Genomic DNA, 24631 nt, shown 5'->3' on the forward strand with positions numbered 1-24631 from the left:
CTATCGGAGCGCTCTATGACGAAGCAAATAGATCGACTGCGCGGCATTATGAAAGCCTTGCGTACACCGGTTAAGGGCTGTCCGTGGGATCTGGAGCAAGATTTTAAAACCATAGCGCCCTACACGATTGAAGAAGCCTACGAGGTTGCTGATGCGATTGAACGAGAGGACTATGCCGAACTGAAGAGTGAACTCGGAGATTTGTTGTTCCAGATCGTGTTCCACTCTCAGATGGCGAACGAGAAAGGCTATTTCGATTTCGATGATGTAGCTGAAACGATTTCTGACAAAATGGAAGTGCGCCACCCGCATGTGTTCGGCGATGAAGAGCATCGCGATGCAGATGCGCAAACGGTCGCTTGGGAAGAACAGAAGGCCAAGGAACGAGATGAAAGCGGTTCAGAGGATAAACCCGTTGGAGCGCTCAGCGGCGTAGCGCGTACGCTTCCAGCTATGATCCGTGCTCAGAAGCTTCAGAAACGTGCAGCTCGTGTCGGGTTCGACTGGCCTGATGTGGAAGCTGTATTGTCTAAAGTGGACGAGGAACTGACGGAAGTGAAGGACGCAACCTCTTCAGGCGATCTACGACACATAGAAGAAGAGCTGGGTGACTTAATGTTTGTGCTCGTGAATGTGTGCCGCAAATCGGGGTTTGAGGCAGAAGACGTTCTTAAAAAGGCAAACGCAAAGTTTGAAGGACGTTTTGAGGCCATGGAGTCAGCAACGCGAGCTGAAGGAATTGGCTTTGAGACCTTATCGCTAACAGACCAGGAAGCGCTGTGGCAGCGCGTTAAAGGTGAAGAGCAGCAGTAAGCATGAGACCCCGCTAGGCTTTGCTTATAATAACGTCCGGAAACCTGGAATTCAGCTGTCCAAAAGCCCGCGTATCCAATCGCACGGTTGCCGTTGTCTGCATGGTGTCAGCATCATCTTCGATATCAAAAACTTCAGTATTTCGGTACAGCCAACCACGAACCTCGCCCGAATTTGTGTCGAACCCTATCACATAATCCTGCGCATGTCTATAGATAATTGATTTTATTGAGGATTTAAGTGATTCAAGACCTATTCCAGTTGTCGCGGAGATGAAGACCCTCTCCCTCCCCGTCAACGGGTCCTCGCCTCTTGCTTCCAGGCTTTCGCGTTCAGCCTCATCAAGACGGTCAATCTTGTTCCAGACGTCGAGTATAGGTGGAAGCGTGGTGCCAACCATCTCTTCAAGACTGTCCAAAATCTCAATGACGTCTTCTGATTGCTGGTAGACATCCGGTGATGACGCATCGTGCACATGTAGGATGATATCAGCTTCGACGGCCTCCTCGAGCGTGCCTTTAAAGGACTCAATCAAACTTGTCGGCAGGTCTGTTATGAACCCGACAGTGTCCACAAGGGCTGCTTTATGGTTGGAATCCAATTCGATTGCCCTGATCGTCGGATCAAGCGTTGCGAAAGGCATATCCTTCGCGAAAACGTTCGCTGATGAAAGCGTGTTGAACAGAGTTGATTTTCCCGCGTTCGTGTAGCCCACCAAAGCGATTACAGGCAGGTCGCGGGACTTGCGATCTGACCGCTGCACATTTCTCGTTCGTTCTACTTCCGACAATTGCTTTTTGAGGCGCAGCAAAGCGCCGTCAATCATTCTGCGGTCGGATTCAATCTGTGTTTCGCCGGGACCGGCTATGAACCCTCGTCCACCTCGTTGGCGTTCCAGGTGGGTCCAGGTTCGAACAAGACGTGATCTCTCATAGGCCAGACGTGCAGTCTCTACCTGCAGACGGCCCGCCTTTGTACGGGCACGCAAACCAAAAATCTCAAGAATCAGCCCCGTGCGATCAATTACTTTGCACGACAGGTAGCGTTCGAGGTTACGCTGCTGGATTGGCGTTAGATCGCCGTCGACGACGAACAGCTCACATCCGCTCGCCTCAAGCTCTTGTCGGATATTCTCGAGAATTCCCGACGAGAAAAGGTGCGAAGGACTTGGGTTCCGAATGTGCACTGTTTTCACAAACGCACAGTTGCTCCCGAGGGCCTCTACGAGCCCCCGAGTTTCTTCCTCACGCAGCGTTTGGCGCACAACTGCCCTGCCCTCTATCAGAGGGATCACGGCGGCTGAAACAACCGGTTCTGAATTAGCGTCTGTTGACGAAATCAACCGTGTCCGTCGTCCATGTCATCAGCTTCGAAAAGCTGAACTGGTTGCATTGGCATGATCGTAGAGATCGCATGCTTATAAACCAGTTGCGGTGGACGGCCGTCGCCACGCAGGAGCACACAAAAGTTGTCAAACCAAGTGACAACGCCCTGCAGTTTTACGCCATTCACAAGGAAGATTGTGAGTGGAGTACGCGATTTGCGGACGGCATTTAGGAATGTGTCTTGAAGATTTTGTTTTTTGTCCGACGACATCCTGGAGTCTTTCTTATTTTCAATTTGGATCTAGGCTCTGATTACTGCGCTAACTTTTTTATCGATAAATCGCAACGGGTTCTGTTGTCGCAAACGCGAAATACTGTGCGCTGCATAATAAAAAACTGAAAATCGACCATCAAATCCTGATTAGCGGTCGCTAAAAAACAAAGACGCAAGCAAAAGAAGCTCTAATCGACCCAATACCATAAAGATGGATAGAATCAGCTCGGAAAAAGTACGCGACCATGAATTATCGATCCACTCGAGTGTCAAAAGCGCTGCCGAGTTCGTGATGCTACCGAGCGAAGACACGATGGCCTGCTCAAAGGTCGCCCCATTGAGGGCAAGAATGGCGGCGAGGACAATGGAGAGCATCGCGAAACCGACAAGATAAGCCCAGACGGTGAGAACAAATCTGGCTGGTATCTGCGATTCGTTTGCCTGAGCGCGCGTCACTGCATGTGGTTGTGCCAGCTTAGAAAATTCGTTCCCCGCCTGACTTAGTAGAACAAGCATCCGGTAAATTTTCATGCCCCCGGTCGCTGAGATTGCAGCCCCACCCATAAAACCGAAGAATAAAAGAACGGGCACCGGAATATCGAGAAGATGTCCCGGTGAAATGAACAGGCCGGATGTCGACATGATGGAAACAGCAACACCGATTGCGGTTGAAAGATGGTGCTGACCATTGAACAGATAAACGATAAGTGCCGACAGGATTACCGCAATCGTAGCCAATGTTATGGTCTCTGCATCAAAGAGGAGTTCAAGAGGCTTACGCGGTGAGTTGAACACCAGCACAGCATTCAACATTCCGATGAAAATCGTTACGATCAGTACTGTCGCACCAAAGCCAGACATAGAGTCAACGGCTTCGTCGAATCCGAAAACGCGTCCTGATGTTACAGCACTGACCGACAAGCCAAATGCTTCCCTGATGGAATAGCCGTCCGCCAACAAGAGCGCTCCGGAGATTGTCGATAGTAGCAACACCAGAGCACCCACGGCCCAGAAAATTCGAAACAACCCCTGATGAGCTATTCCGGGTAACGAGATTGCTGTCGTCTTTGCATCAAGGCCGGGCACCGACGTGCCAACCATTCTAACGACCATGACCATTCCGCCAATGGACAGGATTGCGCCAGTAAGGTGAAGAATTCCCCTCCACGCAAACAGGCTGGCAAGCAGGCTGAACTCGTCAGGTAGCAAGGTTGTGCCTGTAGTCGTCGCACTGGAAACCGACTCAAACAAAGCGACCACCAAACGATCGCCAGCCGCGTTCACAAACGGGATCGCGCCAATAAATGCGAGGGATATCCATGCAGCTATCAAGAAGCCAATAACATCCCGCGGCCTGGCATCTGACGTGCGGTGCCCCTTCGAAGCAATCCGGAATACAGCGCTGCCCACTATGAGAATGGTCAAAACGAGGATGAACAAAGACGCCTGAACATAATGGTCATTCCCGAACGCCCAAAGTGCGCAAAGCGTCGTGGGTACAGCGAGAGCTGCGAAAAACCCGCTAAGCGCGCGTATCAGGATGATCCAGTTCACAGATCGGCGATCCTTCTACTATCCGAGGAAATATGCAGAGCTTGCGCGGAAAAGCTTCTCTACCTTTTTGACGCGATCTTTCTCATAGAAAAGGACTACACGGTCACCAACTTTGACCTTCAACCCCTTCTTCGGCATCAATAACTCTCCATCACGGAGCAATCCGCCGGCGACAACACCTTCAGGCAGTGTGTCTCTGGTGAGATCGCTTTCCAGAAGCAAGGAATGCTCTAGCACTTCGCCTTCGGCAAGCTCGCCTCGCCCGCCGGCAATTGAGAAGAGCGACAGGATACGCCCACGACGCAAGCGCAGTAGAATTTGAGAGACGGTTACGGCACGCGGATCAACCATTACATCGACGTCGAGGGGGCGATGGATCATTGCAAGCTCGGGGGCATTCACCAGCGAGATGGTCTTTTTGGCGCCAAGACGCTTAGACATCGCAGATGCGAGTAGGTTGACCTTGTCATCGTTCGTCAAGCTTATCACGGCATCCGCTTTATCAATTCCAGCTTCCTGAAGGATCTCCGGGTTGAGACCATCTCCGTGAATGATGATGGAGCGGCTCAACTGCGCTGCTGCACGTTCCGCATTTTTAAGGTCGCTTTCGATGAGGCGAACTTTTCGGCCTTTTCTTTTTTCAAGCTGTTCGGCGACATACATGCCGATATTGCCGCTACCGAGTATAATGACCCTCTGGTCTCCGCCGGGGTTAATGCCCAGAAGCTCGGTGAGTCTGTCTGTCTGTTGGGTTTCAATGGCTAGATAGACTTTGTCGCCCTCTATCAACTGGTCAGAAGGCCGGATTGCGAACAAATGGTCGTTCCGCAGGACAGCGAGGATCTGGATATTCAATCCGGGGAACAACTCATCCAACTGGGACAGTGTTGTTCGCGCGAGCGGCATGTCCTTATGGACATCAAGGCCGACGACACGAATTTTATTGTTTGAAAAAGGAACGGAGAAGAAGGCGCCTGGCGTCTCAAGCCGCTGGATAACCGAATCAGCAACGGCTTTCTCCGGCGAAATCACGACGTCGATCGCCAGACCATCGCGACCAAACAGATCGCCGGATCGTTTACTGAAATACGCACGGGACCGAATACGCGCAATTTTCGTCTGCACCTGAAAGAGCACGTGAGCGACCTGACAGGTCACCATATTCACTTCGTCGGAATAGGTGACCGCGACCAGCATGTCAGCGTCATCGGCTCCTGCTGCGCGCAGAACCTGAGGGTGTGCCGCATGCCCGGTAAAACCCTGAACTTCGAGCTCGGACGTGATAGACTGGATGAGAGCCGGATCTTCATCGATCACAGCAACACTGTGCCCATCCAGCGAAAGACGGCGCGCAATCCCCTGCCCCACGCGGCCGGCACCACAGATGATAATTTTCATGTCCCGAACCTAGTCTCGCGTAGAGTTTGATGGATCGACACCGAGAGACTTGAGTTTCCGGTGTAACGCAGACCGTTCCATTCCGATGAACGCAGCCGTCCGCGAGATATTCCCGCCAAAACGCGTAATCTGCAAGGAAAGGTATTCTTTCTCGAATTGCTCACGTGCGTCCCGCAGCGTCATACCGATCACTTCGAGTGATGTTTTTGGTTTTGCTTCGCGCCCGTAATCTGTCTCATCGTTCGGCAGCTCGTGTGGCTGGACCGATCCGCGATTCTCGCCAGAAAGGATGAGTACGCGCTCAACAATGTTTTTCAGCTGGCGCACATTTCCCGGCCATGGCGCAGACTGAAGAACAGCCAATGCTTCATCACTGAACATTCGTGGACTGAGGCCAAGGGAGCTTCGGGAGCGCATGACGAAATGGCGGACCAGATCAGGAATATCTTCCCTGCGGTCCGCAAGGGACGGCACAGAAAGTGGTACAACATTCACACGGAAAAACAGGTCCTCTCGGAAATCGCCGCGTTCAATCCTTTGCTTCAGATCGGATGTGGTCGAGCTGATCAGCCGGACGTCTACAGTGACATCTGCTTTACCGCCTACCCGTTTGAAACGTTGCTCGGTCAGTACGCGCAGTATCTTGTTTTGCGTGCCAAGCGGCATCTCGCCGATCTCGTCAAGAAACAGAGTGCCACGATGAGCCTGTTCGAACAGCCCTACAGCCTGGACCTTCCCGTCCACGCCTTCGCGGCCAAACAGTTCTACTTCCATTTGGTCTGGTGTGATGGAGGCAGCATTAACGGCGATAAATGGCCTCGAGGACCGTTTCGAGTTTTCGTGGATGACCTTTGCGGCCAGTTCCTTGCCGGACCCCGGTGGGCCAGAAATCAGGATTCTGGAATTCGTAGGCGCAACCTTTTCGATCGACTGACGAAGCTGGGTCGCTGCGGCAGAATTCCCCAATAGCTCGTCGCCGACAGACTCGTGCACTTTAAGCGCAGTATTTTCGCGTTTCAGCGCTGCTGTTTCCAGAGCACGCTCTACGATGACCAGAAGTCTGTCTGATTTGAACGGCTTTTCGAGAAAGTCATACGCGCCGCGCCGAATGGCAGTGACAGCAGTTTCGATCGACCCGTGACCACTAATCACGATTACAGGCATAATCTCATCGATAGACTTCAGGTATTGAAGCATCTCAAGACCGTCCATACCGCTACCCTGAAGCCAGACATCCAGGACAACTAGGTCCGGCTTGCGCTCAGAGATTGCCGCTAACGCACCTTCAGCGGTTGAAGCCGTGCGGACGATATACCCTTCATCCTCAAGCACACCTCCGACGAGGTCGCGGATATCAGGTTCATCATCAACAACTAGAACTTCTGCAGACATTACACACGCTCCTCCGAAAGAGCCCAGCTAGATACAGTTTCTTCAGACGGACCCGAGATCGGCAGCTGAACAGCCACTCGAGCTCCACATTTTTGATCTTTACGGTCAAGCAGCGTCAAATGCCCGCCGTGATCCAACACAATCCGGTTCACGATAGCGAGACCGAGGCCGACTCCCTGCTCCCGCGTCGTAAAATACGGTTCGAGGAACTGGCTCCGATTTTCGCGCGGAAAGCCCGGTCCAGAATCTTCGATTTCAACCGTGACCGTATCGTTGGTCGCTTCTACGCTCACGATAATCTCTGGCTTGTCGTCTTCGATGGTATCAATTTCTTCGAAACGACGCCGGACTGCTTCGCCAGCATTCTTGATCAAGTTCGTCAGAACTTGGCCCAGTAGACGATCATCGCCCGCCATTTCCACGTTCCGCAGGTCCGAGTTCAGGCTGATATTGATTTCTGGAAGCGTTAGTCTGTTGCCAAAAATGGAACTGCGCACGATTTCCATAAGATCGAATTCCCGAACTTCGGGTTTTGGCATCCTCGCAAAGGAAGAAAATTCTTCAACCATCCGGCCAATATCAGTCACCTGACGGAGAATTGTGTCGGTACATTTGTCGAAGACTGTATCGTCTTTATCAATCAGCTTGCGATATCGGCGCCTAAGTCGCTCGGTCGATAGCTGGATTGGCGTGAGCGGGTTTCTGATTTCATGCGCGATCCTACGCGCCACATCTCTCCAGGCCGTTTGCCTTTGAGCGTTGATGAGACGGGTATTGTCATCAAAGGTAATGATGCAGCCCGGTTCTTCGCCTGCTTCCGGAGAGATCCTCAGGACGAAGTGCGTCTGAGAGCCTCCTTCATCGATGACGATTGTCTTCTCACGTCGTGAATTCTCTGCGAGAGCATCAGCCGCGAGTTGAGCGAACTCTGGAAGCACTTCGAACAAACAGACTTCTTCGTCGCTATCAAACTGAGGAAACATGCTCCTAGCTGACCGGTTGGAGAGGGTCACACGTAGGTTCTCGTCGGTGCGAACAACACCGGCCGATACACCTTCCAGAACTGTTTCAATGAATCGAGAGCGCTCGATCGCATCCCTATGAGCCAAATCGATAGTGTCCCGTTGCTCAAGCAGCTGCTCGGTCATTGCGTTGAAGGATGCAGTGAGGTCTGCCACTTCGTTATCGCTTGTTGGCATCGGAACCTGAGCCTTGAGATATCCTCGTCGCACATCGTCAGCTGCGTCAGCAAGGCGAAGGATCGGGCTGGAAATCTCCGCTGCTGAACGAACACCGAATCTGAGGAAGAATAACAGGATCAGCACCGTGATCTGAATAAAACCAAGCAGGAAGATGACCTGTAGTCTGCGGCTTCGGTCTTCTGCAAGGCGATAGTCGCTGACGGTCTGCTCTGCCTGAACAAGGCTTTGCAGCATTTGCGGCGCGATGGGACGTGCCGTGTAGAGATATGTTTCGTCGAACGCCTGAAGTTTGTAGAGCGCCCAAAACTGGGACGTCGAGTTATCCAAACGGACAGCGACGTCGCCGGCTTGAGCCGTTGCGAACATATCTGCGCGAGGTGGCTGAAATGCCCGTCGGCTCTGCGCATCCGTTGCCAGAACAATATCGCCCGTCTCGTTCAGTAGAAACGCACCCGGAAACTCACGGAAGCTAGCCTGCTGAACAAGAAACTCAGTGAAAATCTCAGGCTCGGTCTCAAAGCCGACGACTGCCGCGTTCAGGTCGAGCCCCATAATTCCGACATCAAGCCTGATATCGTCGGCGATTGACTGGAGATTTGATCGCGCGACATCCGCACTGGTTTCTACGATGCTTTGAATTCGTTCGGAGAACCAGTTTTCGATACCTCGATTGAGGGAAGTTCCCAGAAACAACGCGACGAGAATCGCCGGCATGACCGCAGCGAATCCAAAAGACATGGCAAATTGCCGGGCCAGCTTCCCGCTGCCCTGTGCGCGAGTGGATGTCTCGCTTTGTTGAGACAGGGCGTAAAAGTCACGAATGACGTAAAACGCCAAAGCTCCGATTAGAATGAAATTTACAATCTGGAGCCCGATCATGGATGCCGAAGCAGGCCTGATCGGACCAAAACCGGAGAAAGAAACCAACGTTACGATAACGGCGATAAAGCTCGCCAGCAGGAACACAAACTGCGTCCATCGACCAAAGAAACGGAATACTGACTGATCAAGAATACGCAGCAATGGCAATCTTCCGTTGCGTTACCACCGGGCAACACTGTTTCACAATTGCCACACTAACTGATCACTCAGGAGATGCAATCTCCAAGGTGTTGATTTTACTACGAAGCGTATTCCGATTCATACCGAGCAATTGAGCGGCCCGAACCTTGTTTCCACCAGTGACATTAAGCGCCAGCTCGATCAAAGGGCGTTCGACCATAGAAACAACGTCATGATAAATCGTGCCCTCGCCTTCACTAAATGCCCGCAGGTCTGGTTCAACGTGCTCTCGGAGAAGGTCGCGGAGTTTCTGTTCGAAGCTCGCACCATTTTCCTTGGGAAGCCGACGCTCGGACACGAGCGATGCCTGAACAAGGTCCTCGCTGATGATCGGCTCTGATGAAAGGGCGATCATGCGCATCACAACATTCTGCAGCTCACGCACATTGCCTGGCCAGTCATGGAGCGACAGCCGTTTGAGCGCTTTCGCATCTATCGTCTTTTGACCAAGGCCGTCCATTTCCGCGCGTTTGAGAAAACGTTTTGCCAGCTCAGGAATATCATCCTTACGTGCACGCAGCGGCGGGATTGCAATCGTGACTACATTCAGTCGATAGAACAAATCGTTCCGGAATGATCCTTCTTCGATCAACGACCGCAAATCGCGAGACGTGGCAGCAATGACCCGGGTCGTAGACACATCTACCTTATTAGAGCCAACCGGCGAAAACTCGCCATTCTGAAGGAAACGAAGCAACTGCGTCTGCGCATCCAGAGGCATATCGCCGACTTCATCGAGGAAGAGCGTGCCACCGTCGCTTTGCGCGACCTTACCCGGAATAACCTGACCGTCAGAACCGACAACGCCGAAAAGCTCGGCTTCAATCCGATCGCGCTCAACAGCGGCCATATTCACCGGTACAAATGGCTTGGTTTCGCGATTACCGAGGTCGTGAATGGCGCGCGCAATCGTTTCCTTACCAGTTCCCGACTCGCCCTCGATCAGGATTGTAAGTGCCGTGTTCTTCACCCGCGACATAGTGCGGAAGACTTCCTGCATCGCAGCGGACCGGCCAATCACAGCTTCGGTCAGACGCGGGTCTGATACTCGGACCGGTCGATCCAGCTTTTTCTGACCTTCGCGAGATTGAAGCGCTCGTTTGGTCATCTGAGCAAGCTCGTCGATATCAAACGGCTTTGGCAGATAATCGAATGCGCCGTGCTCAGTGGCAGACATTGCTGTCATGAGCGTGCTTTGTCCGCTGATTACGATAATCGGTAGCTCCGGGCGTTCAGCGCGGATTTCCGGCATAATATCGAAAATGCATTCATCGCCCATATAGACGTCAGTGATCAGAAGATCCCCGTCACCATTTCGAACCCACCGCATGAGAGCAGTTGGATTGGTTGTCGACCGCACGGCATAACCCTCAGCAATCAGGGTTTGGCTGGCGATAAGACGGATACCGGCATCGTCGTCGGCTAGAAGTACTGTTGCCTGACTCATTATATTTTATCCTGCAGGTTCTCTTTGAAGTGGGAGAATAAGATCGAACTGCGTCCGTCCTGGACGACTGGTGAAAGACAAGCGCCCCCCGTGTGCGTGCGCAATGTCCTGACATACGGACAGGCCAATGCCCGTTCCGGATGATTTCGTTGAAAAGAACGGCTTGAAGACCTGTTCCTGATTTCCGCCCGGAATACCGGGGCCGTTGTCCCTCACTCTGATGAGAAGAGCTGCAGAGTATCGGCGCTCATTTCCAGGGCGCGGAAGCTTAATGCCTGCCTGATAGGCCGTCGAAACCTTAACTTCGGAGTATTCCTGACCGCTGACAGCCTCGGCCGCATTTTTCACGATATTGAGAATACATTCGTGCAAATGGTCTCGGTCGGCAGATATCTCTGGCAGCGAAGGGTCGAACGCCTTCTTAAAGGTCACTGCAGGGGACGCCACGGATTGCATCGCGATGATCTCATCCAGAACTTCGTGGATGTTTATGCTCGTAAAGCGCGGTGCGTTATAGAGCTCGAACGCCGTAAACCTGTCGATCAGCCGCCCGATACGTTGCGCTTCCGAACGTATCAGCGCAAGGAGCTCGGATTGATCAGAACGACAAGAGCGTTCCATCAACTGAGCTGCGCCAGATATGCCGCCCAGAGGGTTTTTGATTTCGTGTCCGAGCATTCGCGCAAAAGTCGCAAGACCTGACGGGTCCTGAGCTTTACGTTTGGAGCGCGGCAACAACGCAATGTTGATGCGCGCTGTCGTCGTATCGATACTCATCCGGACATCGAACTTCTTTGGCTCGGAAAACGGACCACTCACAGTTATACCCGAAGCCGAGACATCGCTGGTGTCGTTGATCAGCCGATCGACAAGTTCGAAAATCTCGCAGTCGTGAAAAAGGATTTCAGACAGACGGCGTCCAACCAGTTTGTCGAGGCCACCACCCAGAAGGCTCTGCGTCTGTAGGTTCGCGCAAAGTATCCGCTGACTGTCGTCGATCTGGAACAGCGCCAGTGGCGCGTCGAGCGCGAGGCTGCTCAGATTCTCAAGGGCGGATGGATCGGCAGGATAATCAATCATGCTGCAACTAGTCCTTCAGCCATAAAGCCGTTGAGTGTGGAAATGAGCTCGTCCGGTGACTGTGATGTCAGAACGCTTTTTCGCATCTCTGCGGAGAATGAAACACCGAAATCGGTTCGCCAGCCTTCAATGGCTTCTGCAATGTGCTTTCGAACAACCTTCATGCCGACACGTTGCCCGTAGAGTTCAACGGAGTCTCTGGCTTGTTCGGCCAGGCTTTCGATTTGAACGTCAAAACCCGGGGTAATGTATTCCCGACCATTCAGGTTGGCCTGGAGTTGCGCAATAAACCAGGGGCGCCCAGTCGCAGCGCGCCCGACCATGACGCCCGCGGCGCTGGACAGCTTCAATGCGTCCTTAGCGCTATCAAGACAGACAATGTCGCCGTTTGCGATTACTGGGAGATCTACAGCGTCTACCACAGGCTTGATTGCAGCCCAGTCGGCTTCGCCGTCATAAAAGTCCTGCCTTGTACGTCCATGTACCGCAATAAGTTGGACGCCGACGTCTTGAGCTCTGAGCGCAAGCTCAACTGCGGTCATTTCATCGCGATCCCACCCGAGACGCATTTTCAGAGTAACGGGAAGCCCCTGCGCACCCTCTATGACGGCCTCAATAAGAGTCTGAGCATGTGCAGGGTCACGCATGAGCGCAGAGCCGGACAGGCCGCCTGTGACACGACGTGACGGACACCCCATATTGATATCGATGATATCAGCCCCTGCACGCCGAGCGCGTTCCGCGCCATAACGTAAGGCTTCCGCTTCACGTCCGACCAGCTGCACGGTATGAATGCCCGGGTAATGACCGACAACGATACGATTTTGGCTGTCCTGATTACCGTTGCGCAAATCGTCACCTGCGACCATTTCTGTAATGGTCGTTTCGGCGCCGAATTTCATGACCTGTTTTCGGAACGGAGCATCAGTCACCCCTGACATCGGGGCCAGAAAGACTGGTGTCTCATTTCGCGAAAATGCGTATGGTCCCATTTTCACCCCTATCTGCGCACTGCACAAACTTTGCGCACCTAAACACAGCGTATACCGAATGCAAACCGGATTTGAAACAGATTGCCCAAAAACTGAGCATGTTAAGGAGGGTTTCTGTGGCATTATTGTCGCAGCCGGCTCCGGGTCTCGATTTAAAGGCGAGCTACCAAAGCAGTTGTACAATTTAAACGGGATTCCTGTATTCCTGCATTCCGTGAACGCCATGGTGCAGCACCCTCAGTGCATTCAATGCATTCTGGTGATCGACGAGTCGTTCCGTGAGCAGTTTGAAGCACATCTATCAAACGTGCCGGAGGATCTCCGCGATAAGATAAAAATGGTCGAAGGCGGAAGCGAACGCGCCATCTCAGTATGCAATGGAATTCGGCTAATCGACCAAGAACAAGCTAGCAGCATTCTTATCCATGATGCAGCCCGGCCCGGACTGACCGCGGAGGTAATTGATTCCCTGCTCACAGCGCTGGAGACTCATGATGGCGCGGCGCCTGCCCTCCCCGTTTCAGACAGCTTAAAGCGAATGGAGGGTGATTCCGTAAGCTCCGTGGCCCGAGACAACCTCTATCGGATACAGACCCCCCAGGCGTTCCAGAAGGCGCGCCTTCTGGACATGTATATAGGTGACGTTAGCGCGGCGACCGATGACTTTACGCTAGCCGAGGCAAAAGGCCTGTCTCTCACTTTGGTCAGTGGATCTGACGCGCTCGGAAAAATCACCTATCAGGAAGATCTAATAGTCATGGAAAAGCTCTTGTCCGGAACACAACCCGTTTATCGAACTGGTCTCGGTTATGACGTCCATGCATTCGAAAACGGTGATGGCGTCATTCTTTGTGGCACGTTCATTCCACATAGCGGAAAGCTGAAAGGGCATTCTGACGCTGATGTTGCCTGGCACGCGCTGACCGATGCCATCCTTGGCGCCCTTGCCGATGGCGATATTGGTGATCACTTTCCGCCGTCTGATCCTCAGTGGAAAGGTGCACCTTCCTCAGTGTTTCTTGAGTTTGCAGCAAATCGCGTGCGTGAGCGAGGTGGCGAGATAACCAATGTCGACGTCACGCTCATCTGTGAAGCGCCAAAAGTTAAACCGCACCGTGATGTTATGCGAAAGAAAACCGCGGAAATTCTCGGAATTCCAGTCTCGGACGTTGCTGTGAAGGCCACCACAACGGAACGCCTCGGCTTCACGGGCCGCGAAGAGGGCATCGCTGCCCAGGCAATTTGTTCGATCCGCCTTCCTTCGCACTCGACAGCTGACTGAAACTCAGCAAGGCTTTACACTCAGAACCAAGGGAGTCGTCCGTGTTTACAGATCGTGTGCTCAACCTAGCCCGCCTTGTCCTCGATGATGCCCAACAACGGCGCCTGAAAATCGTCGCAGCAGAGAGCTGTACCGGCGGTCTTTTGTCAGCAGCGCTTATTGAGATTCCAGGGTCTTCCGCCGTGTTCGAACGTGGATTCATTACCTACTCGAATAAAGCCAAGGAAGAAGTGCTGGGTGTGCCCGGAGATATCATCGCTGATTACGGCGCAGTGAGCGAGGTTGTCGCGCGATCCATGGCCGAAGGCGCTCTGGAGGAAAGCCGGGCGAATGTGGCGATCTCAATTACCGGCGTTGCAGGCCCGGGTGGCGGAACGCGCATGAAGCCAGTCGGAACAGTACATTTTGCGCTAGCTCGCGAGAACGCACCGATCAGACACCGTCAGGAAAATTTTGGAGATATCGGACGCTCGGAGATTCGTATCGCGAGCGTCGAGATCGCACTTGAGATGCTGCTTGAAAGCGTCTCAGGACGCTGAAGAACGTCCATAACGACGATCCGCTTCACTCACAAACGCAGCCATAATTCGGTTCATCGCGAGTTCGAAATTCGCGCTCGCGAGCGCCCGCAAGATGAGGTTCTTGAATTCGAAATCGACGAAAAACTCGACATCGGTCGCGTCGCCGCGTGGAATAAACTTCCATGAATTGTTCAGGTGCTTCAGCGGCCCGCGTACGAGAGACACTTCGACTGTGCGTGCTTCCGCATCCGACATAACCTTGGTTGCAAAGGTCTCCGAAAATCCTCGGAATCCCACCTGAGCCGTTCCGATACGCTCCATAGTTGTGCCAGTCGAGCTCACCGGCTTCACCGCCATGGATAAAATCCATTTGATGAAATCCGGATAGGTCTCGATCCCGGACACAAGCTCGAACAGATTATCGGCCGTATGGTCGATCCTGATGGTACGTCTGACGCGTGTCATGAAGTCTGAACTTACGCGTCCGTGTTTTTCAGTTGAGCCTGGCGCGCGGCACGCAGCTGCTGGAAGTCATCGCCCGCGTGATAACTTGAACGTGTCAGCGGAGACGCGGAGACCATCAGGAAGCCCTTTGCGCGCGCAATTGTTTCAAGCGCTTTGAATTCGTCTGGCGTTACGAACCTGTCTACAGCAGCGTGCTTACGTGTAGGCTGCAGGTACTGGCCAATCGTGATGAAGTCGACGCCGGCAGAACGCATATCATCCATGACCTGCATGATTTCTTCTTTGGTCTCGCCTAGGCCGACCATAAGACCGGACTTTGTGAACTGTTCAGGGTCACGCTCTTTCACGCGCTCCAGAAGGCGTAGGGAATGGTAATAACGAGCACCTGGACGAATCGACAGGTAAAGGCGAGGCACGGTTTCAAGGTTATGATTGAAAACGTCCGGCTTTGAATCGATTGCGATATTTGCGGCATCACCTTTACGCAGGAAATCTGGCGTCAGGATCTCGATAGTCGCTTGCGGAGCGGCCTCACGAATTGCGCGCACCGTCTGCGCGATATGTTCAGCGCCACCATCGGCAAGGTCGTCTCGGTCTACAGATGTAATAACGACGTGCTTGAGTTCCATTGAGGCAACGGCTTCGCCAACCCGGCGCGGCTCATCCACATCCAGCGCCGCGGGAAGTCCCGTGCGAACGTTGCAGAAGCTGCAGGCCCGTGTACACGTATCGCCCATAATCATCATTGTCGCGTGCTTCTGTTCCCAGCACTCGCCAATATTCGGGCAACCCGCCTCTTCACACACCGTAACGAGGTTTTTCTCTTTTACGATCGAGCGTGTCTCGGTGTACCCGGAGCTGACAGGCGCTTTCACACGGATCCAGTCCGGCTTACGCAGAAGCGGTGTATCGGGGCGATTACGTTTTTCCGGGTGACGGAAGTCGGCGGACTTGGCCGTCGAAAGGTCACGCGTATCTATGAGTTTGGCCATAGGCTTCAAATGAGCCTTTTCTCCCCATTCATCAAGTGGAAACTGACGACTGTTCTGCGCGTTTATGCATAACACTCATGCACTCAGTGACTTTCACGACTAGTGACATAATGTTACACGGTGCGTCACAAAAATATTACACGGAGAACTCGGATGGCGGCGACCACCTATGAGTTTCGCCCTGGGAGGGCAAAAACAGACCTATTTTCAGCGCTTCTGAAGGCAAAATCTCAGTTTGGCAGTAAGCGCGAGATTCTCGTAGATGGTGACGGCCGAACCCTCACCTACAAAGAGATTGTGCAAGCATCTTTTGCTCTCGGCAATGCGCTCAAAAAGCTGACAGACAAAGGCGAGCATGTCGGTCTGATGCTGCCGACTGGCGCCGGTGCCGTGATCGGCTTTTACGCGCTTGAAGCGTATGGTCGCGTACCCGCAATGTTCAACTTCACGGCGGGCAGTCGAAACCTCAAAGCTGCTGGTAAAGCGGCGCAGGTTACAAAAGTGATCACGGCTCACAAGTTCGTCGAACTCGGAAACCTTGAACCACTTATCGAGCAATTGTCGGAAGACTTCGAAATCATCTATCTCGAGGATGTTCGTGAAGGCCTATCGCTGGGCGACAAGATCGCCGGCGGACTCGGACCGATCTTTCCATCACTCTTTAAAGCTTCGCCGAGCTATAAGAGTACGGGCGTTGTGCTGTTTACCTCGGGTACTGAGGGCGACCCAAAAGGCGTTGTCCTCTCTCACGAAAATGTACTTTCGAATGTCGAGCAGGTCCGCGCACATATCGATCTTTATCCCGAGACCGACATCCTCTTTAATCCGCTTCCAACATTTCATTGTTTTGGCCTGACTGTTGGCGCGGTGTTGCCGTTGATTGCAGGTATCAAGAGCATCTTCCACCCTACTCCGCTCCAGCCAAGGGAAATCGCCCACCGTATTCGTGACACCGGTTCCACTATTCTTCTGGCGACTGACACATTCATCTCACAATATGCGCGCGCGGGTGACCAGGGCGATCTTGCAACCCTTCGCCTGTCGGTATGCGGCGCTGAACGTGTGCGCGATGAGACCCGCCAGATGGTGCGGAAGAAATACAATATCGAAATTCTGGAAGGCTATGGCGCAACCGAAGCCTCGCCGGTTGTTGCGGCGAATTCCGTTGGTGGCAACGTTCCTGGCACAGTCGGTCAGTTGATGCCGGGCATGGAGCACAAGCTTGAGCCTGTTCCGGGAATTGAAGCAGGCGGCCGATTATTCGTTCGCGGCCCTAACGTGATGAAAGGCTATCTGCGTTCGTCAGCTCCAGGTATATTGGAGCCCCCCGTCGATGGTTGGCACGACACCGGTGATATCGTCACGGTTGACGACCAGGGCTTCATTCGTATCCGTGGGCGTGTGAAACGTTTCGCGAAGGTGGGAGGCGAAATGGTGTCTCTGGCGGTTGTCGAAAACTGCGCCTCCGCTATCTGGCCAGACAATATGCACGCCGCTGCGACCATCCCTGACCCACGAAAAGGCGAACAGGTTGTGCTCCTGTCCGACGCGGAAGCCGTAAACCGCCCTGACCTTCTGGCATGGGCGCAAAATCACGGCGTTTCAGAGCTCGCCGTTCCGCGCAAAGTTTTCCATGTCGAAGAAATTCCAGTGCTGGGCACTGGTAAAGTGGATTACGGCAGTGTCAGCAAGAAAGCGCTCGAACTGGCGGGGGTTACCCCGCCAGAAGCGTGATTACATGTGTACGACACGACCATAGGCATCCAGCACGCTCTCATGCATCATCTCTGAGAGTGTCGGGTGCGGGAAGACAGTTTCCATAAGCTCTGCCTCAGTGAGCTCGCCTTGGCGCGCCACGACATAGCCCTGAATAAGCTCTGTCACTTCTGCACCAATCATGTGAGCACCGAGCAGTTCGCCTGTTTTCTCGTCGAACACGGTTTTGATGAGACCTTCCGGTTCACCAAGCGCGATCGCCTTGCCGTTGCCGATGAACGGGAACTTGCCCACTTTTACTTTGTGGCCCGCTTCCTTTGCCTTGGCCTCTGTCAGGCCAACGGAAGCAATCTGCGGGTGGCAATACGTGCATCCCGGAATGTTCCAGGCCTCAAAGGCGTGAGGGTTCTTACCTGCAATTTTTTCGACGCAGACAATCCCCTCATGGCTAGCTTTGTGTGCCAGCCAGGGCGGACCTGTCAGGTCGCCGATTGCGTGGAGACCTTTGATATTGGTTTGTCCAAAGCCATTCACCTCAACATGAGTTCGGTCAACTTTTACACCGAGCTCTTCGAGACCCAATCCTTCGACATTTCCGACAATCCCGATTGCGAGCACGATACGGTCGTATGACTCGCTCGTCGTCTTTCCGTCTTTGCCCTTAATGGTCGCGGTAATCTGATCCTTACCTGATTTGACGCCTTCGACGCTCGCGCCAGTAACGACATTCATCCCCTGTTTCTGAAATGATTTCAGCGCCATTGAGGAGATCTCTTCATCCTCAACAGGAAGGATTCGGTCCATCATCTCAACGACAGTGACCTCAGCACCAAGCGCATTGTAAAAGCTGGCAAACTCGATGCCGATAGCGCCAGAACCAATCACAAGAAGCTTTTTAGGCATGGTGTCAGGCACCATGGCTTCTTTGGCGGTCCAGATAAATTTTCCATCCGGCTCGAGGCCAGCTGGAGGAATCGTACGCGCACGAGCGCCAGTCGCCAGAAGAACGTTTTTAGGCTCGTAGGTCGTTTCTTTGCCGTCTTTGCCTGTCACAATCACTTTAGGTGCAGCCCCGCCTTTGGCGACGCGACCTTCACCTTCAATAACCGTGATCTTATTCTTCTTCATCAGGTGCTTCACGCCGCCCGAGAGCTGACCCGCAATCTGACGAGACCGTTTGACCACCGCATCAAGATCAAAGCTGACATTGTCGGCTTTCAGCCCGTAAGCCGACGCATTCTGCATCTGGTGATAAACTTCAGCAGTGCGGAGCAGAGCTTTGGTCGGAATACAGCCCCAGTTGAGGCAAACACCCCCCAAGGCATCCCGTTCGACGATGGCCGTCTTAAGACCTAGCTGAGACGCACGGATCGCCGCCACATATCCGCCAGGGCCGGAACCGACGATGATCAGATCATATTTTTCTGACATTTGGTTGTCCTCTCAGCCGGTTTACAGAAGCATCGCTTCAGGCGTCTCAACGAAACGCTTGAAGGCTTGCAGCCATTTTGCGCCCTCAGCGCCACCTATAACGCGGTGATCGCATGTGAGGGTTACGCTCATCACGGTTCGTGCAACAATGCTTCCGTCATCAGCAACAACTGCGCGTTTCTCACCGGCACCAACAGACATGATCATGCCCTCTGGTGGATTGATGATGGAACCGAACGATTTGATGCCGAACATGCCCAGATTGGAGATGGAGAAGGTTCCACCTGTATATTCCTGCGGCTTGAGCTTCCGGTCGCGGGCGCGCGTCGCCAGATCTTTCATCTCCTCAGAAATCTCGCGAAGTCCTTTGGATTGAGCGTCTCGGATGACAGGCGTGATCAAGCCACCATCAATCGCTACAGCAACTGAGATGTTAGCTGACTTGTGATAAGCGATCCCGTTATCTGTGTAACTCGTATTGCAGTCAGGTTCTGCCATGAGAGCGAGTGCAGAGGCTTTGATCAGCATGTCATTCACTGAGACCTTTACGCCTTCAGGCGCAGCCGCATTGATAGCCGACCGAGACGACAGAAGCTTATCCAGTTGGATATCCACTTCCAGAGGGAAGTGCGGCACCTGCATAAAGCTCTCGGTCAGACGCTTGGCCACCGTTTTCCGCATACCGTCGAGCGGAACGAGCTCGTAGCTATCCAGCGCATAAATACGGTCATCAAGTACTTGAGGCAGAATGAGTCCATCTGGCTTAACCGGTGAAGCTGCCGCTTGCGGCTTCGCAGGCGCTCCGGCCTCAGCCGCTTCAACGTCTTTTCGAATGATACGCCCATGAGGTCCGGACCCTTTTACAGATCCAAGGTCCACACCCTTTTGAGCCGCAATTCGGCGCGCAAGGGGGCTCGCTTTGATACGATCGCCATCCTTTTGCGTGGTCGCCAGAGCCTTTGGCTTCTCAGGCTCTACTGACGTTTCTTTTTCTGGCTCTGGCTTAGGCTCCGGTTTGGCGCCTGCCTTTTCTGCTTCAGCCTCCTGTTTTGGAGGCTTAGCATCGCCGCTAGGAGCAGATACGTCGGACGCGTCTTCTCCGTCTTCAGCAAGCATGGCGATAACGGAGTTCACCTTAACGCCTTCCGAGCCTTCCTCTACGAGGATTTTGGCCACCGTACCCTCATCAATGGCTTCCACTTCCATGGTCGCCTTGTCGGTTTCGATTTCGGCGATCACATCCCCGGAAGAAACAGTATCACCTTCTTTGACAAGCCATTTTGCCAGTTTGCCTTCTTCCATCGTCGGAGAGAGCGCTGGCATGGTAATTTCAATAGCCATGACGACCTCCTATATGCCTTCGCAAACCGCTTTAGCGGCTTTGACGATGTCTTCAGTTCCCGGGAGTGAAAGCGCTTCGAGATTCGCAGCGTATGGCAACGGAACGTCGGCTTGGTGCACGCGCGCTGGCGGCGCATCAAGATAATCGAACGCCTCATCAATAACGGTTGCTACGATTTCAGCGCCAACGCCCATATAGCGCCAGCCTTCTTCGCAGCAGACCAGACGGTTCGTTTTCTTCACGCTTTCTACGACGGTATCGGTGTCGAGCGGTCGAAGCGAGCGCAGATCGATCACTTCAGCGCTTATACCCGCTTCAGCGAGCTGCTCTGCCGCTTCAAGAGCGAACCCAACCATACGAGAATGTGCGACGAGCGTTACGTCTGTGCCTTCGCGGCGGACCTTCGCCTTGCCGATTGGGAGGACCCAATCTTCAACATCGGGGACATCGAACGTCTCACCGTAGAGAAGTTCGTGCTCAAGGAAGACGACTGGATTCGGATCACGGATGGCGGCCTTGAGGAGGCCTTTCGCATCAGCGGCATCATACGGCGCAACAACTTTCAGGCCAGGTACATGTGCATACCAGGCTGAGTAGTCCTGGCTGTGCTGCGCACCAACGCGAGACGCAGCGCCGTTTGGGCCACGGAATACAATCGAGCAGCCCATCTGGCCACCCGACATATAAAGCGTCTTCGCAGCAGAGTTGATGATTTGGTCAATCGCCTGCATTGCGAAGTTGAACGTCATGAACTCAACGATCGGCTTCAACTTACCGAACGCGGCGCCGACTCCAAGACCGGCAAAACCGTGCTCGGTGATTGGCGTATCCACCACGCGCTTGTCACCGAACTCGTCTAGCAGACCGCGCGTCACTTTGTAGGCACCTTGGTACTGAGCGACTTCCTCGCCCATTACGAACACAGATTCGTCGCGGCGCATTTCTTCAGCCATCGCATCGCGAAGCGCGTCGCGGATGGTGGTTTCCTTGAAGGTTGTGCCTTCCGGAACCTCCGGGTCATTAGACGGTTTGAAGTCAGGCTTAGGACCTGCCGCGCCTTCGGCAACATCGTCCTCGACTTCAGGTGCTGCCTCAGCGTCTTCATCGCCACTTATTGTTTCGGCAGGCTGGCTGGATGGCGCTTCTACAGAAGCTGCGTCTTCACCTTCTTCCGCAAGCATAGCGATTACGCTATTCACTTTGACGTTTTCTGTGCCGGCTTCGACAAGAATTTTGGCTATCGTACCTTCGTCAACGGCTTCGACTTCCATGGTCGCTTTGTCGGTTTCAATTTCAGCGATCACATCGCCGGAAGAGACGGTGTCACCTTCTTTGACGAGCCATTTGGAGAGCGTGCCTTCTTCCATCGTCGGAGACAGCGCTGGCATCATGATTTCAACAGACATTACACGCCCTCCGCTTCGACAAGCACATCGGTCCAAAGTTCCTTCGGATCCGGTAGTGGGCTCTCTTGTGCAAAATCAACAGACTTAGCGACAACGGCTTTGATGTCTTTGTCGATTGCCTTCAGATCATCCTCAGAGGCTTCGCCGGCCTCAATCAGCTGCTTCTTAAGGCCTTCAATTGGGTCATGGTGAGAACGAATATCGTCTACTTCTTCCCGCTTACGGTATTTCGCAGGGTCGGACATGGAGTGACCACGGTAGCGATAGGTTTTCATCTCGAGAATCATTGGACCCTTACCTGAACGAGCGTGCTCAACGGCTCTCATGCCGGCTTCCCGGACTTTCATGACGTCCATGCCGTCTACTTCCATGCCTTCGATCTCAAACGAGATGCCGCGCTTGAAGAGCTCAGTCTCGGACGCATGGCGCTCAACGCTCGTTCCCATCGCGTACATATTGTTCTCGATTACGTATACGACCGGCAGCTTCCAGAGTGAGGCCATGTTGAACGCCTCATACACCTGGCCCTGGTTCGTTGCGCCATCACCAAAATAGGTCAGACACACACGGTCGGTTTCTTTGTATTTATTGGAAAATGCGAGACCGGTGCCGATTGGGACCTGTGCGCCAACAATGCCGTGGCCACCAAAGAAGTTTTTCTCGCGGGAGAACATATGCATGGAACCGCCCTTGCCGCGGGAATAGCCTCCCTCGCGACCGGTCAGCTCGGCCATCACACCATCAGGATCCATGCCGCATGCCAGCATATGGCCGTGATCGCGGTATCCGGTAACAACCTGATCGCCGTCACCTATACAGTCCTGCATGCCGACAACTACGGCTTCTTGTCCAATGTATAGATGGCAGAAACCTGCGATTAGGCCTCGACCATAAAGTTGACCGGCTTTTTCCTCGAAACGCCGGATCAAAAGCATGTCTTTGTAGAATTTAAGTTTTTGGTCAGTCGTAATTTTCGCTTTGCGGGGTGACTTACTCAAATCTGTGCTCCCTATTTGGGGAGAACATAACAATTCGCCGCTCAATTGCTAAGACTGAAAAGGTCTTCGTTTTCGGGTTGCAGGGATGTTAATTCGGGAGGCTCGAGAATTATTTCATTCGGATAGACGAAATGAAACTTCTGACGAGCCAGTTCCTCAATCAGATCGTCATCCAAAGAATCCGAGTAAAGCCTTTGAATTTGCGAAGATAATTCGTCGCGATGCGATATCAGAGAGGCGCGCTGCTGCTCTAACCCACGGACATCATCCTGCATGCGACTCCATTGGGAAAGTCCCTGCTGTCCCGCTATTGCATGATAGCCGAGATAGCTAATTCCACCAAGCAGAACCAGGCTGACGACCGGAAATTTCATGGAAAGGAGCCTCTTCGCGAACAACTTCATGAATGTCGCGAAGAGGCGTTATGATTCCGTTAAGCCTTCAGCGTACGACGACCCGCGTATAGGCCCTGCTCGTCGAGATCTTCCTCGATACGAATCAGCTGGTTGTATTTCGCGAGACGGTCAGAACGCGCAAGCGATCCTGTTTTGATCTGACCGCAATTCGTCGCAACCGCAAGGTCCGCAATCGTTGTATCTTCGGTTTCACCGGAACGGTGAGACATGACAGCAGAATAAGAATTGCGCTGAGCAAGGCTGACAGCATCAAGGGTCTCGGTCAGCGTACCGATCTGGTTCACTTTGACCAGGATCGAGTTCGCTGCACCCTTTTCGAGGCCCATCGCTAGGCGCTTAGGGTTGGTCACGAATAGATCATCACCGACCAGCTGACATTTGTCGCCGATTGCCTGCGTAAGCATTTTCCAGCCTTCCCAGTCATCTTCCGCCATACCGTCTTCGATAGACACGATCGGATACTTCGAAACAAGATTCTCAAGGTAGCGGGCCATCTCCTGAGAGCCGAGGTTCTTGCCCTCGCCCGCCAGAGAATAAATGCCGTCTTTGAAGAATTCTGTAGAAGCGACGTCCAAAGCGAGAACGCAATCATCGCCTGGAGTATATCCAGCCGCCTCAATCGCTTTCATGATGTAAGCAATGGCATCTTCAGTTGACGAAAGATTTGGGGCAAAGCCGCCCTCGTCTCCAACGTTTGTGTTGTGGCCGTCAGCCTGAAGCTTGGCTTTAAGTGTGTGGAAGACTTCGGCACCCATGCGGATCGATTCTGCCATGCTGCTCGCACCAACCGGCATGATCATGAATTCCTGAACATCGATCGGGTTGTCTGCATGCTCGCCGCCATTGATGATGTTCATCATAGGCGTAGGCAGAACACATGCGTTCGCACCACCAACATATCTATAGAGTGGAAGGCCTGACGCTTCAGCGGCCGCGTGTGCGTTTGCGAGAGACACGCCGAGAAGCGCGTTTGCGCCCAGGCGAGATTTATTCTCGGTGCCGTCGAGTTCAATCAGCGTCATATCGAGACGTCGCTGATCTTCTGATTCCATGCCGGAGAGTGCGTAGAAAATTTCGCCGTTCACAGCCTCTAAAGCCTGACGAACGCCCTTGCCGCGATAACGGTCGCCACCGTCGCGCAGCTCGTGTGCTTCGTGTACACCAGTGGAAGCACCGGAAGGAACTGCTGCGCGGCCCATAGAGCCATCTTCTAGAGTTACTTCCACCTCGACAGTCGGATTGCCCCGGCTGTCGAGAATTTCACGAGCGTAGATATCAACGATTTCAGTCATTGCGGTCCCTCTTACTTGACGCTGAGAGACCTAATGCACTTAGTCGTCTTTTGGTTCAAGCACTTGTCGACCACGATACATGCCTGACTTCAGGTCAATGTGGTGTGGGCGACGCAGTTCACCAGAATCCGCATCTTCGATAAATGTGTTGCCTTTGAGACGATCGTGCGCGCGGCGCATGTTACGCTTTGACGGCGTCGTCTTCCGCTTAGGAACTGCCATGTGTCTATT

22 protein-coding genes are annotated in these 24631 nt (G+C 53.3%); 4 read left to right on the forward strand and 18 right to left on the reverse strand.

The window, feature by feature from the left end:
• Positions 1–15: 15 nt before the first annotated feature.
• Positions 16–813, forward strand: a complete 798-nt coding sequence (gene mazG / locus P1U45_RS12965; RefSeq protein ID WP_301059445.1) for a nucleoside triphosphate pyrophosphohydrolase — start codon at positions 16–18, stop codon at positions 811–813.
• Positions 814–826: 13 nt separating this feature from the next.
• On the opposite strand, the gene hflX is transcribed toward mazG, so the two are convergent.
• From hflX to P1U45_RS13010, 9 genes are all read right to left on the reverse strand, one after another.
• Positions 827–2107, reverse strand: coding sequence for a GTPase HflX (gene hflX, locus P1U45_RS12970; RefSeq protein ID WP_366145008.1), 1281 nt, complete (start codon positions 2105–2107; stop codon positions 827–829).
• Positions 2108–2151: 44 nt separating this feature from the next.
• A complete protein-coding gene (hfq, locus tag P1U45_RS12975; RefSeq protein ID WP_022695443.1) occupies positions 2152–2409 on the reverse strand; it encodes an RNA chaperone Hfq in 258 nt (85 codons plus the stop codon).
• Positions 2410–2559: 150 nt separating this feature from the next.
• A complete protein-coding gene (locus P1U45_RS12980; RefSeq protein WP_301059447.1) occupies positions 2560–3966 on the reverse strand; it encodes a potassium transporter TrkG in 1407 nt (468 codons plus the stop codon).
• An 18-nt stretch (positions 3967–3984) separates the two neighbouring features.
• Positions 3985–5364, reverse strand: coding sequence for a Trk system potassium transporter TrkA (trkA, locus tag P1U45_RS12985; RefSeq protein ID WP_301059448.1), 1380 nt, complete (start codon positions 5362–5364; stop codon positions 3985–3987).
• A 9-nt stretch (positions 5365–5373) separates the two neighbouring features.
• A complete protein-coding gene (locus P1U45_RS12990; RefSeq protein ID WP_301059449.1) occupies positions 5374–6756 on the reverse strand; it encodes a sigma-54 dependent transcriptional regulator in 1383 nt (460 codons plus the stop codon).
• Positions 6756–8981 (reverse strand): PAS domain-containing sensor histidine kinase, encoded by a 2226-nt coding sequence (locus P1U45_RS12995; protein ID WP_301059450.1) that lies wholly within the window; start codon positions 8979–8981, stop codon positions 6756–6758. The genes P1U45_RS12990 and P1U45_RS12995 overlap by 1 nt, the downstream gene beginning before the upstream one ends.
• 61 nt (positions 8982–9042) lie before the next feature.
• A complete protein-coding gene (locus P1U45_RS13000; RefSeq protein ID WP_293618165.1) occupies positions 9043–10467 on the reverse strand; it encodes a sigma 54-interacting transcriptional regulator in 1425 nt (474 codons plus the stop codon).
• A gap of 6 nt (positions 10468–10473) precedes the next feature.
• Positions 10474–11547, reverse strand: a complete 1074-nt coding sequence (locus tag P1U45_RS13005; RefSeq protein ID WP_293608028.1) for an ATP-binding protein — start codon at positions 11545–11547, stop codon at positions 10474–10476.
• Positions 11544–12662 (reverse strand): tRNA-dihydrouridine synthase family protein, encoded by a 1119-nt coding sequence (locus P1U45_RS13010; protein ID WP_366145000.1) that lies wholly within the window; start codon positions 12660–12662, stop codon positions 11544–11546. The genes P1U45_RS13005 and P1U45_RS13010 overlap by 4 nt, the downstream gene beginning before the upstream one ends.
• Between P1U45_RS13010 and P1U45_RS13015 the strand changes: the two genes are divergently transcribed.
• A complete protein-coding gene (locus tag P1U45_RS13015; protein WP_301059451.1) occupies positions 12598–13821 on the forward strand; it encodes a bifunctional 2-C-methyl-D-erythritol 4-phosphate cytidylyltransferase/2-C-methyl-D-erythritol 2,4-cyclodiphosphate synthase in 1224 nt (407 codons plus the stop codon). The two genes, P1U45_RS13010 and P1U45_RS13015, sit on opposite strands and share 65 nt — an antisense overlap.
• A gap of 41 nt (positions 13822–13862) precedes the next feature.
• Positions 13863–14360, forward strand: coding sequence for a CinA family protein (locus P1U45_RS13020; protein WP_301059452.1), 498 nt, complete (start codon positions 13863–13865; stop codon positions 14358–14360).
• On the opposite strand, the gene P1U45_RS13025 is transcribed toward P1U45_RS13020, so the two are convergent.
• A complete protein-coding gene (locus P1U45_RS13025) occupies positions 14349–14807 on the reverse strand; it encodes a type II toxin-antitoxin system RatA family toxin (protein WP_301059453.1) in 459 nt (152 codons plus the stop codon). The two genes, P1U45_RS13020 and P1U45_RS13025, sit on opposite strands and share 12 nt — an antisense overlap.
• A gap of 11 nt (positions 14808–14818) precedes the next feature.
• On the reverse strand, positions 14819–15799 hold the full coding sequence (gene lipA / locus P1U45_RS13030) for a lipoyl synthase (RefSeq protein WP_301059454.1): 981 nt from the start codon (positions 15797–15799) through the stop codon (positions 14819–14821).
• Positions 15800–15952: 153 nt separating this feature from the next.
• Here lipA and P1U45_RS13035 point away from each other — a divergent pair, with 153 nt between their 5' ends.
• Positions 15953–17533 carry an AMP-binding protein gene (locus tag P1U45_RS13035; protein ID WP_301059455.1) on the forward strand — a complete coding sequence of 527 codons (1581 nt, stop codon included), beginning with the start codon at positions 15953–15955 and terminating at the stop codon, positions 17531–17533.
• Here the strand turns inward: P1U45_RS13035 and lpdA are convergent, their stop codons facing one another.
• The 7 genes from lpdA to rpmF are packed head-to-tail and all read right to left on the reverse strand — an operon-like array spanning position 17534 to position 24622.
• On the reverse strand, positions 17534–18946 hold the full coding sequence (gene lpdA / locus P1U45_RS13040; RefSeq protein ID WP_301059456.1) for a dihydrolipoyl dehydrogenase: 1413 nt from the start codon (positions 18944–18946) through the stop codon (positions 17534–17536). It abuts the gene before it with no gap.
• Positions 18947–18967: 21 nt separating this feature from the next.
• On the reverse strand, positions 18968–20287 hold the full coding sequence (locus P1U45_RS13045) for a pyruvate dehydrogenase complex dihydrolipoamide acetyltransferase (protein ID WP_301059457.1): 1320 nt from the start codon (positions 20285–20287) through the stop codon (positions 18968–18970).
• A 9-nt stretch (positions 20288–20296) separates the two neighbouring features.
• Positions 20297–21694: a pyruvate dehydrogenase complex E1 component subunit beta gene (locus tag P1U45_RS13050; protein ID WP_301059458.1), complete on the reverse strand. Its 1398-nt coding sequence runs from the start codon at positions 21692–21694 to the stop codon at positions 20297–20299.
• The gene (gene pdhA / locus P1U45_RS13055) at positions 21694–22692 is read right to left on the reverse strand and encodes a pyruvate dehydrogenase (acetyl-transferring) E1 component subunit alpha (RefSeq protein WP_301059459.1); all 999 of its coding nucleotides are present in this window, start codon (positions 22690–22692) and stop codon (positions 21694–21696) included. The genes P1U45_RS13050 and pdhA overlap by 1 nt, the downstream gene beginning before the upstream one ends.
• A 41-nt stretch (positions 22693–22733) precedes the next feature.
• Complete coding sequence (locus P1U45_RS13060) at positions 22734–23066, reverse strand: septum formation initiator family protein (protein ID WP_301059460.1); 333 nt, start codon at positions 23064–23066, stop codon at positions 22734–22736.
• A 59-nt stretch (positions 23067–23125) separates the two neighbouring features.
• On the reverse strand, positions 23126–24400 hold the full coding sequence (eno, locus tag P1U45_RS13065; RefSeq protein ID WP_301059461.1) for a phosphopyruvate hydratase: 1275 nt from the start codon (positions 24398–24400) through the stop codon (positions 23126–23128).
• A gap of 39 nt (positions 24401–24439) precedes the next feature.
• The gene (gene rpmF / locus P1U45_RS13070) at positions 24440–24622 is read right to left on the reverse strand and encodes a 50S ribosomal protein L32 (protein WP_022695462.1); all 183 of its coding nucleotides are present in this window, start codon (positions 24620–24622) and stop codon (positions 24440–24442) included.
• Between the last annotated feature and the right edge of the window lie 9 nt (positions 24623–24631).

This window comes from Ponticaulis sp. (assembly GCF_029210165.1).
Classification (GTDB): domain Bacteria; phylum Pseudomonadota; class Alphaproteobacteria; order Caulobacterales; family Hyphomonadaceae; genus Ponticaulis.